The 13699-nt window shown below is 66.7% G+C and carries 16 protein-coding genes and 1 tRNA gene; 12 read left to right on the top strand and 5 right to left on the bottom strand.

The window, feature by feature from the left end; all coding sequences use genetic code 11:
* Nucleotides 1-80 precede the first annotated feature (80 nt).
* Both J3A72_RS16900 and J3A72_RS16895 read left to right on the top strand, forming a co-directional pair.
* Nucleotides 81-284: a hypothetical protein gene (locus J3A72_RS16900; RefSeq protein WP_014646673.1), complete on the top strand. Its 204-nt coding sequence runs from the start codon at nucleotides 81-83 to the stop codon at nucleotides 282-284.
* Nucleotides 285-643: 359 nt separating this feature from the next.
* Entirely contained in the window at nucleotides 644-880 is a 237-nt protein-coding gene (locus J3A72_RS16895; RefSeq protein WP_005416001.1) for a hypothetical protein, read from the top strand.
* A gap of 9 nt (nucleotides 881-889) precedes the next feature.
* On the opposite strand, the gene J3A72_RS16890 is transcribed toward J3A72_RS16895, so the two are convergent.
* Entirely contained in the window at nucleotides 890-1945 is a 1056-nt protein-coding gene (locus J3A72_RS16890; protein WP_049442294.1) for a 4Fe-4S dicluster domain-containing protein, read from the bottom strand.
* Nucleotides 1942-2229 (bottom strand): hypothetical protein, encoded by a 288-nt coding sequence (locus J3A72_RS16885; RefSeq protein ID WP_075076751.1) that lies wholly within the window; start codon nucleotides 2227-2229, stop codon nucleotides 1942-1944. The genes J3A72_RS16890 and J3A72_RS16885 overlap by 4 nt, the downstream gene beginning before the upstream one ends.
* 179 nt (nucleotides 2230-2408) lie before the next feature.
* Here J3A72_RS16885 and J3A72_RS16880 point away from each other — a divergent pair, with 179 nt between their 5' ends.
* Nucleotides 2409-2849, top strand: a complete 441-nt coding sequence (locus J3A72_RS16880; RefSeq protein ID WP_032959292.1) for a group III truncated hemoglobin — start codon at nucleotides 2409-2411, stop codon at nucleotides 2847-2849.
* A 44-nt stretch (nucleotides 2850-2893) separates the two neighbouring features.
* Nucleotides 2894-4303, top strand: coding sequence for an oxygen-independent coproporphyrinogen III oxidase (gene hemN, locus J3A72_RS16875; RefSeq protein ID WP_041864131.1), 1410 nt, complete (start codon nucleotides 2894-2896; stop codon nucleotides 4301-4303).
* Between the two features lie 21 nt (nucleotides 4304-4324).
* Here hemN and J3A72_RS16870 read toward each other — a convergent pair.
* Nucleotides 4325-4411 (bottom strand) — tRNA-Leu (locus J3A72_RS16870).
* Nucleotides 4412-4542: 131 nt separating this feature from the next.
* On the opposite strand from J3A72_RS16870, the gene J3A72_RS16865 reads away from it, so the two are divergent.
* From J3A72_RS16865 to J3A72_RS16850, 4 genes are all read left to right on the top strand, one after another.
* Nucleotides 4543-4977, top strand: a complete 435-nt coding sequence (locus J3A72_RS16865) for a BLUF domain-containing protein (RefSeq protein WP_014646679.1) — start codon at nucleotides 4543-4545, stop codon at nucleotides 4975-4977.
* A 134-nt stretch (nucleotides 4978-5111) separates the two neighbouring features.
* The gene (locus J3A72_RS16860; protein ID WP_014646680.1) at nucleotides 5112-6398 is read left to right on the top strand and encodes a nucleotide sugar dehydrogenase; all 1287 of its coding nucleotides are present in this window, start codon (nucleotides 5112-5114) and stop codon (nucleotides 6396-6398) included.
* A gap of 55 nt (nucleotides 6399-6453) precedes the next feature.
* Nucleotides 6454-8076, top strand: a complete 1623-nt coding sequence (locus J3A72_RS16855) for an FMN-binding glutamate synthase family protein (protein ID WP_049442295.1) — start codon at nucleotides 6454-6456, stop codon at nucleotides 8074-8076.
* A gap of 105 nt (nucleotides 8077-8181) precedes the next feature.
* Complete coding sequence (locus J3A72_RS16850) at nucleotides 8182-8643, top strand: GNAT family N-acetyltransferase (RefSeq protein ID WP_075076750.1); 462 nt, start codon at nucleotides 8182-8184, stop codon at nucleotides 8641-8643.
* Nucleotides 8644-8735: 92 nt separating this feature from the next.
* Here J3A72_RS16850 and J3A72_RS16845 read toward each other — a convergent pair whose 3' ends face one another.
* Complete coding sequence (locus J3A72_RS16845) at nucleotides 8736-9983, bottom strand: TIGR03862 family flavoprotein (RefSeq protein WP_075076749.1); 1248 nt, start codon at nucleotides 9981-9983, stop codon at nucleotides 8736-8738.
* Nucleotides 9970-10404: an FKBP-type peptidyl-prolyl cis-trans isomerase gene (locus tag J3A72_RS16840; protein WP_014646684.1), complete on the bottom strand. Its 435-nt coding sequence runs from the start codon at nucleotides 10402-10404 to the stop codon at nucleotides 9970-9972. Before J3A72_RS16840 ends, J3A72_RS16845 begins: the two co-directional genes overlap by 14 nt.
* A gap of 70 nt (nucleotides 10405-10474) precedes the next feature.
* On the opposite strand from J3A72_RS16840, the gene J3A72_RS16835 reads away from it, so the two are divergent.
* The 4 genes from J3A72_RS16835 (at nucleotide 10475) to J3A72_RS16820 (ending at nucleotide 13665) form a co-directional block, all read left to right on the top strand.
* Nucleotides 10475-10840: a DUF6164 family protein gene (locus J3A72_RS16835; protein ID WP_032959288.1), complete on the top strand. Its 366-nt coding sequence runs from the start codon at nucleotides 10475-10477 to the stop codon at nucleotides 10838-10840.
* A 306-nt stretch (nucleotides 10841-11146) separates the two neighbouring features.
* Entirely contained in the window at nucleotides 11147-11914 is a 768-nt protein-coding gene (locus J3A72_RS16830) for a sulfurtransferase (RefSeq protein WP_075076286.1), read from the top strand.
* Nucleotides 11915-12104: 190 nt separating this feature from the next.
* Nucleotides 12105-13100 (top strand): LLM class flavin-dependent oxidoreductase, encoded by a 996-nt coding sequence (locus J3A72_RS16825; protein ID WP_075076285.1) that lies wholly within the window; start codon nucleotides 12105-12107, stop codon nucleotides 13098-13100.
* A gap of 67 nt (nucleotides 13101-13167) precedes the next feature.
* On the top strand, nucleotides 13168-13665 hold the full coding sequence (locus J3A72_RS16820) for a pyridoxamine 5'-phosphate oxidase family protein (RefSeq protein ID WP_014646688.1): 498 nt from the start codon (nucleotides 13168-13170) through the stop codon (nucleotides 13663-13665).
* Nucleotides 13666-13699 lie beyond the last annotated feature (34 nt).

The raw sequence follows: 13699 nt of genomic DNA, 5'->3' as shown, positions 1-13699 counted from the left end.
ATCTATGCAAGCCAGCTTAACGCGTGGATCGCAAAGATCCCTTGTTCCAAGAATAAGTCTGGTTAACAGAAGGACCGACCGTGACCGAATTCTGGAGCAAGGGGCAGGTGCGCACCCGGCTGGGTTTCCGCACCGATGCCGAACTGGCGCGCTTTTTTGGCATAAGCCGATCTGCAGTGTCGCAATGGCCCAAGGATTTCCCGATTCCTGCGTTACGCCAATACATCCTGCATCAGCGCTATCCCAACCTGTTCCCGGCAACTGAAGCCACGCAGGGCGAATAAGCCTCAACTGCGCCGCCTTTTGTCGCATATAGCACTCTAAGTGCCATTTGCTAAGTATGCTTAGCAACATAGGAAACTTCGATGGAACGGGGTCGGGCTATCGATGAGGCCTACCAGGGCAGAGGCTGGAGGAATCGGGTAGGTTGTCGGCTCCGGCCCATCCGGGAAGCCTGCCATCCCGTATGTGGTTTCGTGAACGATTAATAATTTCGATCACGAAAGTCGCTGCATGTAATTGACCTGTCGTGAAATCTATGACTAATTGGCATCAACCGGGCGTGAAGCCCGGGAGTCTTTCAGTAGCTCGCAAGTGAGTCGGTAGACCGTCAACGATGCAGAACAAGTCCAACGGAGGTCGTATGGAATACGGCATGCATGGCTTGGCTGAACGGGTACGCCGCGAACTGGAAGCCAGTTATCACAAACACGGATGCGGTCCGGCGTTCTGGGATACCTACCAGCAGGTGCTGGACCGCCTGGTCCCGCAGGGGACCGAGCGTACCGAAGTCACCAATGAAATGGCGCTGATCATCGAACAGCTCGGCATCGTCCGACGTGCGCAGCTGGTGCCGCCGCACGCCAACGGGCCGCGTTGACCCGTTGATTCAAAGCAGGCGCCAGGCGCCACAGGCCAACAGCGCCAGCAGCATTGACAGCAGTGCCAGGGTCCGCGGTCGCCACCATTGCCGCGGTTGCCCGGCCATGGCCTGCGGACTGCAGTAGCGCACCAGCCCCGGGCCGAAACCGGCCTGGTGCTGCTGCCGCGAGCAGGCGTCCAGGCAGGCGCCGCAGGCCAGGCAATCGGCCTGCGGTCCCTGGCGGATGTCCAGCTGCATCGGGCAGGCGCTGACACACGCGGCGCAGTCGGTGCAGTCGCCCAGGCGATCGGCGCTGAAGGTGGGCATCGGTCCGGCCAGCAGCGGATGTGCGGCGCGGAACACGTAGTCCTGTGCGGTGGTCGGGTCGAGCAGGCCGCGTCCGCGTCCGAGCACGCCCCCCATGCCCGGAGGGCGCATGCCGCGCGGTTCGCCGCGGCGCGCGTCGTACAGCATGCGTGGTGTATGTGGATCGATCAGCAGTGGTTGCATGCGCGCGAACGGGCACAGCGAACGGCACACCTGCTCGCGCAGGAAGCCGGCATTGCCCCAGGTGGCGGCGGCATAGAACAGCACCCAGAATGTTTCCCAGCCGCTCCAGCCGGCATGCGGAGCGGCGGCCAGCAGTCCGGCGATCGGGCTGAACAGGCCGACGAAGGTGATGCCAGTCCACAGCGACAGCAACCCCCAGGCGACCTGGGTGGCCGGGCGCACGGCTGGCACTGGCAAGACCTTGGCCATGCCGTGCGCGATCCAGTCGAAGGCACGACGCCACAGCGTCTGCGGGCAGGCATGACCGCACCAGATGCGGCCGGCGAGGTGGGTGAGCAGCGCAAGGCCCACCGCCAGCACCGCCAGCAACCCGATCAGCACGCCGACATCGCCGGGCCACAACGTCCAGCCGAACAGGTCGAAGCGCCGTGCGTTGATGTCCAGCAGCAGGGCCTGGTGTCCATTCCAGCGCAGCCATGGCAGGGCATAGAACAGGACCAGCAAGAGCGCGCTGAGCGCGCCGCGCCAACGCCAGGGGCGTGGGGTTCCGGTTCCGGTACAGGGCGTACTCATCCCAGCGGCAGCTCGTCGTCGTCATCGCTCGGCAGGGGCCGCTGCAGGTACCAGGTGACTGCGCTGGAAAGTGCGGTCACCGACCAGAACATGAAGAATCCTGCCGTATAGCCCAGTTCACGGCTGATCGCCTTGCCCGGGAAGCTGATCGCCTGCAACCGCAGCGGGTCGACGAAGGCGAAGAACACCACGCTGGCCACGCCGGCCGCGATGAAGCTTGGCCAGAGGATGGCGCCCCAGTGCTGGATCAGCTGCTGGCGGCGGCTGGGAGAGGGTCTGTTCATGCTGTCCCGGATCGGAATGAGGGCGGCGCGTATACTCCGCCGAGGCCGGCGCAGCATCCGCAGGGCATGTTTCCTGCAGGCGTGCCAGCCTAGGTGCAGCGGACTGCGCCGACATTGATCTGGATCAACGGCGGTGCGGCCCGGCTGGGGCACGCTGCCGGCACGCTTTGGGTACCCCGATGAACGCAACACCGCCGCCTGTTCTTGCCGTCGCCTCGCCCGAGTTGTGTACCGAGCAGGAAGTGACCCGCCTGGTCCACGACTTCTATGCGCGCGTGCGCGAGGAAGAGCGGTTGGGGCCGGTGTTCCAGGCGCATGTCCACGACTGGCCGGAACATCTGGCGCAGCTGGTCGATTTCTGGTCGGCGATGCTGCGCGGCACGCGCCGCTTCAAGGGCTCGCCGATGTCCAAGCACATGGCCATCGAGCTGGACAAGGACTTGTTCGATCGCTGGCTGGTGCTGTTCCGGATCACCACCGCCGAGTGCGGCAACCCGCCGATGCAGGAGCTGGCCAACGACGTCGCCGCGCGCATCGGTGACACCTTCTGGAAGCGCTACCAGATGCTGCGCTGGCCGCAGGTGGGTCTGCCGGTGCTGGGAATCCCCACCCGCGATTGATCTGGGTCAAGGCGGTCATGGTGGTCCGGCGCGATGCTGGCGGCATGGACACGTTCTCTCCCGCCGCCGGTGGCCTGGCCTGGACCTTCGACCCCGACCTGCTGCGCCGGCATGACCGGCCGGGGCCGCGCTACACCTCGTATCCGACCGCGCCGCACTTCCACGATGGCTTCGACGCGCCGGCCCTGCGCCAGGCGATCGCCGACAGCAACCAGCTGGCGCGCGCGCTGTCGCTGTACGTGCATGTGCCGTTCTGCTCCAGCCCCTGCTTCTACTGCGGCTGCAACCGGGTGATCACCCGCGACCGCGGTCGGGGCCACAGCTACGTCGCGCGCGTGCTGGCCGAGGCCGACCTGCTGGCGCCGCAGTTCGAGGACGGCCGTGAGGTCATCCAGCTGCATCTGGGCGGTGGTACGCCGAACTTCCTCGAGGCCGAGGCGATGACCACGCTGGTGGAGGGGCTGCGCCGGCGCTTCGATTTCAGCGATTCGCCGCAGCGCGATTTCTCGATCGAACTCGATCCGCGCTTCATCGATACCCGCGATGTCGCCATGCTGGCGCGGCTGGGCTTCAACCGGGCCAGCCTGGGCGTGCAGGATTTCGATCCGCATGTGCAGGAATCGATCAACCGCATACAGGGCGTGCAGCAGACGCTGGACATCCTGCATGCCTGCCGCGACAGCGGCATGCGCTCTGTCAACGTCGACCTGATCTATGGGCTGCCTGGACAGAGCCTGCAGGGATTCGGCCGCACCCTGGAACGAGTGCTGGCATTGCGACCGGATCGCCTGGCGGTGTATGGCTACGCACACCTGCCACACCTGTTCCGCGCGCAGAAGCAGATCGACGAGCGCCGGTTGCCTTCACCGGAAGACAAGCTGGCGCTGCTGGGCCTGGCGGTGGAGAAGCTTTCTGCTGCGGGTTACCAGTACATCGGCATGGATCACTTCGCGCTGCCGGAAGAGGACCTGTCGCGCGCGCAGCGTGCCGGCCAGCTGCATCGCAACTTCATGGGCTATACCACCCACGCCGATACCGACCTGCTCGGCCTGGGCGTGAGTGCGATCAGTCATATCGGTGCCACCTACAGCCAGAATCCGCGCGACCTGCCGTCGTGGGAGGACGCGGTGGACCAGGGCCAGCTGCCGGTCTGGCGCGGCGTGGCACTGAGCGCCGACGACCAGCTGCGCGCTGAACTCATCCAGCAGCTGATGTGCCAGGGCGAGGTGGACGGTGCCGTGCTGGGCCAGCGCCATGGCGTCGATTTCGAGCAGTACTTCGCCGAGGACCTGCGTTCGGTGCAGCGGTTGCAGGAAGACGGCCTGGCCGAATACCGCGACGGTGTAGTGCGCGCCAGCGAGCCGGGTCGGCCGCTGCTGCGGCTGCTGGCGATGTGTTTCGACCCCTACCTGCGCGCGGCGCATGAACAGCCGCGTTACTCGCGTGCAATCTAAGGTGTACTCGCGCAGCGCGGTTGGTGCCCGGAGCCGGAATCGAACCGGCATGGGGTTGCCCCCGGCGGATTTTAAGTCCGATGCGTCTACCAGTTTCGCCATCCGGGCCTGCAGCGCGGCGCCGATTGTAGCCCAGCTGCAGAATCGCAGCTGGATTGCCGTGGAGCGGCAGCGTGTTTAACTGTCGCTCCCATTCATGTCATAGTCCCAACCATCGTTCCCAGGGGGGGAGCCGCACGATGTCGCTGCACGCGATTGCCTATGCCAGTGAGGCCCGCGCCGATCTGCAGACAACCGATCTTGACCGCCTGCTGGCCGATGCCACGGCATTCAACCGTGTAGCCGGTGTCACCGGTGTGCTGATGTTCGATGGCAGCCGTTTCCTGCAGTACCTGGAAGGCCCGGAGGACGGTATCGATTCGGTGTACCAGCGCATCGTCAATGCGCGCAGCCATGGCCAGCTGAAGGTGCTGTGCCGCGCGCCGGTGGCGCAGCGGGCGTTTCCGCGCTGGTCGATGGGAACCCGGCGCATTGATGCGGAGCTGCTGGCACAGATCGTTGAATCGGCGTGGCCGGGCTTCCTGCTTGGCAGCGGTGGCTTCGAGCGCCTGCGGCAGGCCTGGACCGGCGCCGATGGCGAACTGGAACCGGCCGCGGTCGCACTGGGCTCCTGATCCCATCTTGGCGGGCAGGCGCCCGGGCCGTTACGCTGTCGCCTTTCTGGCGTGGAATTACACGGAGTGGTGCAGCGAATGAGCAGGTCGGCCGAATCCATGGCGGCATGCATGCCGTTGCGCGGGACATGCCAGTGAGCGCGTCCCTTGCGGCAGCGGAGACCCCGCGTTTTGCGGTGATCGGCCTGGGCTACGTCGGGCTGCCGTTGGCGGTGGCCTTCGGTCGGCACTGGCCGACGCTGGGCTTCGACATCGATGCCGATCGCATCGCCGAGCTGCGCGATGGCCAGGACCATACGCTGGAGGTGGAGGCCGACGAGCTGGCCAGTGCTCGGCAGCTGCAGTACGGCAGCGATCCGGCCTTGCTTGATGCATGCAACGTCTACATCGTCACCGTGCCGACGCCGATCGATGCCTATGAGCAGCCCGATCTGGAGCCGTTGCGTTCGGCGACGCGGCTGATCGCCAGCCATCTGCGCGCGGGTGACCTGGTGATCTACGAATCCACGGTGTACCCCGGCACCACTGAAGAAGTCTGCGTGCCGCTGCTGGAAGAAGGCTCGGGCCTGCGCTTCAACGAAGACTTCTACTGCGGTTACAGCCCGGAGCGGGTCAGTCCCGGTGACCGCCAGCGGCGCCTGGCCGACATCCGCAAGATCACCTCGGGGTCGACAGCGGAAGTGGCTGCGGTGATCGATGGCCTGTACCAGCGCATCATTGCCGCCGGCACGTTCCCCGCGCCATCGATGCGCGTGGCCGAGGCGGCCAAGGTGGTCGAGAACATCCAGCGCGATGTGAACATCGCGCTGGTCAATGAGTTGGCGCTGATCTTCGACAGGCTGGGCATCGATACCCAGGATGTGCTCGATGCCGCCGGCAGCAAGTGGAACTTCCTGCCATTCCGGCCGGGCCTGGTCGGCGGCCATTGCATCGGCGTAGACCCGTATTACCTGCTGCACAAGTCCGAGAGCGTGGGCTACCACCCGGACCTGATCCACACCGCGCGGCAGGTCAACAACCGCGTCGGTGAGCATGTGGCGTCGCGGGTGCTGGCGATGCTGGCCGAACGCGGCCGCGAACCAGTGCAGTCGCGCATCCTGGTGCTCGGTGTGACCTTCAAGGAGGATTGCCCGGACCTGCGCAACAGCCGCGCGCTGGAGCTGGCGCAGCGCCTGCGTGATGCCGGCGCTCAGGTCGAGGTCAGTGATCCCTGGGTCGGCCCGGCGGCATTGGCCGATGAGGGCGTGCAGTGGCTGGCCGAACCCGTGGCAGGGGCCTATGACGCGGTGGTGCTGGCGGTTGCCCATGCCCGCTTCAAGGCGATGGACGAGGCGGGTATCCGGTCGCTGCTGGCGCCGGGCGGCCTGGTCTACGACGTCAAATCGGCCTGGCCACGCAACGTGGTTGACGATCGCCTGTAAACCCGGGCGGCGGGCAGCACGGTAGACTCGCAGGCAGTTGCAACCAAGGAACGCCATGCACCGGTATATCGTCTACCTGCTCGCCATCCTGATGTTCCCCATCTGCCTGTGGTTGGCCACGATCTGGCCGGCCTGGTACTGGGGCGTCGGCCTGACCGCCGCGATGGTGGCTCTGGGGACCTGGGACCTGCTGCAGAAGCGCAGCACGCTGCGCCGCAACTATCCGGTGATGGCACACTTCCGCTACGGCCTGGAATCGATCGGTCCGGAAATCCGCCAGTACTTCGTGCAGAGCGACCTGGAGGACGTGCCGTTCTCGCGCCAGCAGCGTGCACTGATCTACCAGCGGGCCAAGAACGAGATGGACACGGTGCCGTTCGGCACCCTGCGCAGCACCTACGCGGTGGATTACGAGTGGATCAACCACTCGCTGGCGCCGACCGCCATCGCCAAGCACGATTTCCGCGTGCTGATCGGCGCCAATTGTGCAAAGCCGTATTCGGCGAGCGTGTTCAATATTTCGGCGATGAGCTTTGGCTCGCTGTCGGCCAACGCGATCCGCGCACTGAACGAAGGCGCACGGCGTGGTGGCTTCTACCACGACACCGGTGAAGGTTCGATTTCGCCGTACCACCGCGAGATGGGCGGCGATCTGGTGTGGGAGATCGGCTCGGGCTACTTCGGTTGCCGTGACGAAAAGGGCGGTTTCAGTGAAGAGCGCTTCGTCGCCAACGCCACCCATGATCAGGTCAGGATGATCGAGATCAAGCTGTCGCAGGGCGCCAAGCCCGGTCATGGCGGCGTGCTGCCGGCGCCAAAGGTGACCGCTGAGATCTCGGTCACCCGTGGCGTGCCGATGGGCGTGGACTGCGTATCGCCGTCGCGTCACTCGGCGTTCTCGACGCCGGTCGAACTGCTGCAGTTCGTCGCCCGTCTGCGCGAACTGTCCGGCGGCAAGCCGGTCGGTTTCAAGCTGGCCATCGGCCACCCGTGGGAGTGGTTCGGCATTGCCAAGGCGATGCAGGAAACCGGCCTGCTGCCGGACTTCATCGTGGTCGACGGTGCCGAAGGCGGTACTGGCGCAGCACCGGCGGAGTTCGTCGACCATGTCGGCGTGCCGATGCACGAAGCACTGCTGCTGGTGCACAACACGCTGGTCGGCCTGGACCTTCGCGAGCGGATCCGCATCGGCGCGGCGGGCAAGATCACCAGCGCCTTCGACATCGCGCGCACCATCGCGCTGGGTGCCGACTGGTGCAATGCCGGCCGTGGCTTCATGTTCGCGCTGGGCTGCATCCAGTCGCTGAGCTGCCATACCGACAAGTGCCCGACCGGCATCGCCACCCAGGACCCGGCGCGCTGGAAGCACCTGGATGCACCGGACAAGGCCACCCGCGTGTACAGCTACCACGAGCACACGCTGCACGCCCTGAAGGAGCTGTTGTGTGCGGCCGGCCTGAACGATCCGGCCGAACTGGGGCCGGAGCACATCCTGCGTCGTGTTTCGCCTGTCGAGATCCGCTCGCTGGCGTCGCTGTACCGCTACCTGGAACCGGGCGAGCTGCTGCACAAGGTGCCGGATCATGCGGTGTTCCATGCATTCTGGGCCGATGCACGCAGCGATTCGTTCCAGCCGCCGCCGAAGATCCAGGCGCTGCGCGCCAGCAAGTCGCGATAATGTGTTGCTGTAGAGCCGAGCCCATGCTCGGCTGCTTCTTTCATCGCGATGTTGGAACGAAGAACAGCCGAGCCGAGCACGGGCTCGGCCCTACAGGGAGATGTCATGCGGTTCAGGACCGGCACCATCGACGATGTCGCCATGCTGTGGGCACTGCGCACGCGTTGCGTTCGCGAGACGTGCAGCAGCCACTACCCGGCGGAGGTGATCGATCCGTGGTCTGCTTCGCCGCCGCCGTCGCAGTACGCACGGCTGCTGGGGCAGGGAGGCTGCGTGGTGGCCGAGGACGGGCAGGGTGTCCTGCTCGGGTTCGGCGTGTTTGATGCCGACGCCAATGAAGTCGATGCGCTGTTTGTCGATCCGGATCGTGGCGGCACAGGCATCGGCCAGGCGCTGATGCAGCGTCTGCTGGCGATGGCCGATCGTGAGCGCGAGGTGGTGCTGTCAGCCTCGCTAAACGCCGTGCCGTTCTACCAACGGCAGGGATTCATTGCCGTGCGGGAGGAAGCCTACCCGCATCCCAGCGGCGTGGCGCTGGCTTCGGTGAGCATGCGCAGGCCGTGGTGAGCGCCCGGGGATTGTAGAGTCGAGCCATGCTCGACTGCTTCATCGCCTGAATCAAAGGCAGTTGAGCATGGCTAAACTCCACAATGCGGGTGTCACCGCCCAGCCAGCCACCCGATCACGCCCTCGGCGGCGCGCAGGCCACTGGCATAGCACGCCGTCAGCAGGTAGCCCCCCGTGGGGGCCTCCCAGTCCAGCATCTCGCCGGCACAGAATACGCCGGGTGCTGCCCGCAGCATCAGGCCATCATCCAGCGCATCCAGGCGCACGCCGCCGGCAGTGCTGATCACCTCGGCCATCGGCCGTGGACGCAGAAGGCGCAACGGCAGGCGCTTGAGCGTGGTAGCCACGGCAGGCAGGTCGTGGCCCGCATCCTTGCCAAGGATCTCGAACACCAGGGTGGCCTTCACCGCATCCAGGCCGGCCTGGCGGCGCAGATGCTCACCAAAACTGCGACCCTTGCGCGGCCGCGAAAGATCGGCCAGCAGGCGTGCTTCATCGCGTCCCGGTACCAGGTCCAGCCACAGCATGGCATGGCCATCACGGTTGATGGTCTCGCGCAGGTCTGCGGCCAGCGCGTAGATCAGGCTGCCTTCGATGCCGTACTCGCTGGCTACGCATTCGCCCTGCAGCGACTGCGGTTGTCCGGCCAGGTCGAGCCAGTGCGCGACCACCGGCTTCAACGGTGCGCCTGCATTGCGCTGGGCGAAGAACGGCGTCCAGTCGATGTCGAAGCCGCAGTTGGCCGATTGCAGCGGCGCAATGTCCACGCCTCGTGCCTGCAAGGGGGCGACCCAGGCGCCATCACTGCCCAGCTGCGGCCAGCTGCCGCCACCCATCGCCAACACGCTGGCATCGGCGTGGACATCGATCTCGCCGGCTTCGGTGGCGAAGCGCAGCGCGCCGTCGTTGCCCCAGCCGATCCAGCGGTGGTTGGCATGCAGGCGCACGCCCTGTTCCTTCAGTCGGCGCACCCAGCCGCGCAGCAGCGGCGCAGCCTTGCGGTCGACCGGAAACACGCGGCCGGAGCTGCCCACATAGGTCTCCACGCCAAGGCCGGCAGCCCAGTCGCGCAGCGCCTGCGCGTCGAAGCCATCCAGCCAGCGGCCCACGGCCGTGGATTGCTCGCGGTAGCGGCTGTCGAACAGCGGCCGCGGATCGGAATGGGTGAGGTTGAGACCGCCCTTGCCGGCGATCAGGAACTTGCGGCCGGGTGAGCCCTTGGCCTCGTACAGGTCCACGTCCAGCCCCGCGGCGCGCAGGCGCTCGGCGGCGAACAGGCCGGCCGGGCCACCGCCGATGACGGCGACCCGATGGGGCAATGCGGTATTACGGCTTGACATCGAGCAGCTCGACATCGAACACCAGCGACGAACCGGCCGGAATCGGGCCGACCCGGCGGTCGCCGTAGCCGTAATCCGGCGGGATCATCAGCGTGCGCTTGCCGCCGACCTTCATGCCGGCCACGCCCTCATCCCAGCCGCGGATGACCTGGCCGGCGCCGAGCGCGAAGGTGAACGGCTGGCCGTGCTTGAAGGAGCTGTCGAAGGTCTTGCCGTGCTTGGTTTCGGTGCGGTTGTCGTAGATCCAGCCTGTGTAGTGCACGGTGACCTTGCTGCCGGGAACGGCTTCGGTGCCGGTGCCAGCGACGGTATCGATGCGCTCGAAGGTGGTCAGGGTGCCGCCCGGCGGCGGACCGGAGGGCTCGCTCGAGCAGCCAGCGGCGGCGAGGGACAGCAGCAGGGGAAGCAGCAGGCGGCGCATCGGGCGTCTCCAGAAGGGCGCAGGGCGAGGGCGGCAAGGGTAGCGCATCGGCGCCGGGTATCATGGCGGCATGGCAAAACTCCTGCTCAATCTGCGCAATGTCGGCGACGACGAATATGCCGATGTCTGCACGCTGCTCGACCAGCACGGCATCGCCTGGTACCGCACCGAACCCAGCCCCTGGGGCATTTCCAACGGTGGCCTGTGGCTGCGCGAGGACGCCGATCATCCGCGGGCGAAGGCGCTGATGGCCGGGTACCAGGCGGCGCGCGGTGTGCGCGTGCGGGCCGAGCGTGAGCAGGCGTTGCGGGATGGCACGGCGGAGACCTTTGGCAGCCTGTTCCGGCGGCGGCCGGTGTTCGTGGTGCTGGTGCTGCTGGGCATGGCCGCTGCGGCGGCGCTGGTGCTGCTGCCGTTCATGCTGTTGCGGGGGTAGGGGGCGCGGCCGGGTTGCACCCGGCACCCGCGGTAGTGCCGGCCGCTGGCCGGCAACAGCAACAGCAACAGCAACGGCAGGCAATCCGTGGCGGGCAGGGCGGTGTCGGCAGGCGGGACACGCCGTAAACCCATCCTTGGGGGCTCGATGGCGCCATCCATGGCGCCAACGGTCCCGCCTGCCCACACCGCCCCGCCTCTGACAGATTCCGGGTGTCTGCCGGGCTTGGGGTCGGATCCCTCTGCTGCGCAGAGGGCTCTGACCCCTGAATCTGTCTGTGCGGGCGGGAGGCGCTAAAATGGCAGGATGATCGCCAACACCGCTGCCTACCATTTCGCCGTCATCGACGCCCCCCAGTCCCTGTGCGACCAGCTGCTGTCGCGTGCCCAGGCGGCCGGGTTGCGGGGCACGATCCTGGTGGCGGGCGAGGGACTGAACCTGTTCCTGGCCGGCGCGCCGGAGGCGGTCGAGGATTTCTACGCCGCGCTGCATGCCGATGCGCGTTTCGCCGGGATGCGGGTCAAGACCAGCCTGAGCGAGCACCAGCCGTTCGCGCGGCTGAAGGCCAAGGTGAAGGACGAGATCATCAGCTTCCGCCGCGATGACGGCCAGCCGCTGGACTATCCGCGTGCACCGGCGGTCGATCCGGCCACCGTGCAGCGCTGGCTGCGGCAGGGCCACGATGACGCCGGCAAGCCGGTGGTGATGCTCGATACCCGCAACCTGCAGGAAGTGGAGTACGGCACCTTCAAGGATGCGCTGGTGCTGCCCATCCACAAGTTCACCGACCTGCCCGAGGCGCTGGCGCCGCATCGCGAGGCGCTGAAGGACAGCACCGTGGTCAGTTTCTGCACCGGCGGCATCCGCTGCGAGAAGGCCGCACTGTGGATGGCCAACGATGGCATGGACAACGTGCTGCAGCTCGATGGCGGCATCCTCGGCTACTTCGAGGAGGTCGGCGGCGAAGGTTATGAAGGCCGCTGTTTCGTGTTCGACGAGCGCGTGGCGCTGGATGCCGAACTGAAGCCGATGGTCGACCAGCCGCTGCCGGAGCCGCGCCCCAGCGCGTTCTGACACGCTTCTGTAGAGCCGAGCCCATGCTCGGCTGCCTTTTGTTGATCAACAGCAGCCGAGCATGGGCTCGGCTCTACACGGTCCGGCAGGCCCTGAACCGGCTCCGCGGGAATCAGCATCCCGCCACCGTCACTGGCCGCTGCGCCTGGCCGACCCCATGCAGGGGGGATACTGAGACGGAAAACCGCTGATGATCCCGTTGTCGATCCTTGACCTGGCCCCGGTCTGCGAGGGCAGTGACACCACCGCCGCCTTCGCCAACATGCTGGAACTGGCCCAGCACGCCGATGCGCTGGGCTACCGCCGTTACTGGCTGGCCGAACACCACAACATGCCCGGCATCGCCAGCGCGGCCACGGCCGTGCTGATCGGCCACGTCGCGGGCGGCACCCGGCGCATCCGCGTCGGTGCCGGCGGCATCATGCTGCCCAACCATGCGCCGCTGCAGGTGGCCGAGCAGTTCGGCACGCTGGCTTCGCTGTATCCGGACCGCATCGATCTCGGCCTCGGCCGTGCGCCGGGCACCGATCAGCCCACCGCGCGTGCACTGCGCCGCTACTTCGACAGCGCCGACCAGTTCCCGCAGGACGTGCGCGAACTGCTGCACTACTTCGAGCCGGTACAGCCCGGGCAGGCGGTGCAGGCGGTTCCGGGCGGTGGCCTGCGGGTGCCGACCTGGATCCTGGGGTCCAGCCTGTTCGGCGCGCGCATGGCCGCCGCGATGGGCCTGCCCTATGCGTTTGCCTCGCACTTTGCGCCCGATGCCATGGACGAGGCGCTGGCGGTGTACCGCCGCGAGTTCCGCCCCTCGGCCACGTTGAAGCAGCCGCACGCGATGCTGGCCCTGAATGTCGTCGCCAGTGACAGCGAGGCCGAATCGCGCCGCCTGTTCACCAGCCAGCAGCAGAGTTTCGTCAACCTGCGCCGCGGCCGGCCGGGCAAGATTCCGGCGCCGATCGAGGACATCGAAGCCTTCTGGGAGCCGCACGAAAAGCTCGGCGTGGAGCGGGCCCTGGCCTGCACCGTGCTCGGCGATCCGCAGCAGGTGGCCGATGGCATCGCCGCGTTCGTAGAGCGGCACTCGCCGGACGAGCTGATGCTCACCGCCAACCTGTATGACCACCGCGCGCGCCTGCGTTCGTTCGAACTGGCGATGCAGGCCTGGCATGCCCGCCACGCGGGCTGAACAATGGCGTCACGGCCCGTTGCAGCCGCGACGGGTCTGATGGTGGCTCTTCCCATTGGAGCCTCCCATGGCGGATACCCGCGCTGAACACATCGCCCAGCTGGCAGAACTGATCAAGGACGTGGAGGTGGCGATGTTCACCACCACCGGCGTCGACGGACGACTCTACAGCCGGCCGCTGGCCACCCAGCAGGTCACCTTCGACGGTGACCTGTGGTTCGTCATCACCGCCGACAGCCCGAAGGTTGCCGAGATCGCGCTTGATCCGCACGTCAACGTGGCCTATGCCTCGCCGTCGAAGAACACCTACGTATCGGTGGCAGGGCGCGCGCGCATCGTTGACGACCGCGCGAAGATCGAGGAACTGTGGTCGCCGGCGATGAAACTGTTTTTCCCGGGCGGCAAGGACGACCCGAACCTGCGCCTGATCCACGTGCGGGCCGACTCGGCCGAGTATTGGGATGGTCCGGGTACGCTGCTGGGCAAGGCGTTGAATTTCGTGCTGTCGGCGGTGCAGGACGAGCCGGCGCAGTTGGCCGACAATGGCTTCATCGATCTTCGGTGAGGATCGATGTCCGGTATTGGTAGTGCCGGGCGCT

The sequence above is a fragment of the Stenotrophomonas sp. PvP093 genome (genome assembly GCF_017876915.1).
In the GTDB taxonomy this organism is placed as follows: Bacteria; Pseudomonadota; Gammaproteobacteria; order Xanthomonadales; family Xanthomonadaceae; genus Stenotrophomonas; species Stenotrophomonas muris.
Note: the sequence above shows the minus strand (reverse complement) of the source record. Positions and strands in the feature narration are given on the sequence as shown.

Excerpts from the sequence above, each read along its gene's own strand:
- J3A72_RS16850 (WP_075076750.1), top strand. The coding sequence starts at position 8,182 with ATGCGGTTCAGGACCGGCACCATCGACGATGTCGCCATGCTGTGGGCA.
- hemN (WP_041864131.1), top strand. The coding sequence starts at position 2,894 with ATGGACACGTTCTCTCCCGCCGCCGGTGGCCTGGCCTGGACCTTCGAC.
- J3A72_RS16820 (WP_014646688.1), top strand. The coding sequence starts at position 13,168 with ATGGCGGATACCCGCGCTGAACACATCGCCCAGCTGGCAGAACTGATC.
- J3A72_RS16845 (WP_075076749.1), bottom strand. The coding sequence starts at position 9,983 with ATGTCAAGCCGTAATACCGCATTGCCCCATCGGGTCGCCGTCATCGGC.
- J3A72_RS16880 (WP_032959292.1), top strand. The coding sequence starts at position 2,409 with ATGAACGCAACACCGCCGCCTGTTCTTGCCGTCGCCTCGCCCGAGTTG.
- J3A72_RS16830 (WP_075076286.1), top strand. The coding sequence starts at position 11,147 with ATGATCGCCAACACCGCTGCCTACCATTTCGCCGTCATCGACGCCCCC.
- J3A72_RS16840 (WP_014646684.1), bottom strand. The coding sequence starts at position 10,404 with ATGCGCCGCCTGCTGCTTCCCCTGCTGCTGTCCCTCGCCGCCGCTGGC.
- J3A72_RS16895 (WP_005416001.1), top strand. The coding sequence starts at position 644 with ATGGAATACGGCATGCATGGCTTGGCTGAACGGGTACGCCGCGAACTG.
- J3A72_RS16825 (WP_075076285.1), top strand. The coding sequence starts at position 12,105 with ATGATCCCGTTGTCGATCCTTGACCTGGCCCCGGTCTGCGAGGGCAGT.
- J3A72_RS16865 (WP_014646679.1), top strand. The coding sequence starts at position 4,543 with ATGTCGCTGCACGCGATTGCCTATGCCAGTGAGGCCCGCGCCGATCTG.
- J3A72_RS16835 (WP_032959288.1), top strand. The coding sequence starts at position 10,475 with ATGGCAAAACTCCTGCTCAATCTGCGCAATGTCGGCGACGACGAATAT.
- J3A72_RS16855 (WP_049442295.1), top strand. The coding sequence starts at position 6,454 with ATGCACCGGTATATCGTCTACCTGCTCGCCATCCTGATGTTCCCCATC.
- J3A72_RS16885 (WP_075076751.1), bottom strand. The coding sequence starts at position 2,229 with ATGAACAGACCCTCTCCCAGCCGCCGCCAGCAGCTGATCCAGCACTGG.
- J3A72_RS16890 (WP_049442294.1), bottom strand. The coding sequence starts at position 1,945 with ATGAGTACGCCCTGTACCGGAACCGGAACCCCACGCCCCTGGCGTTGG.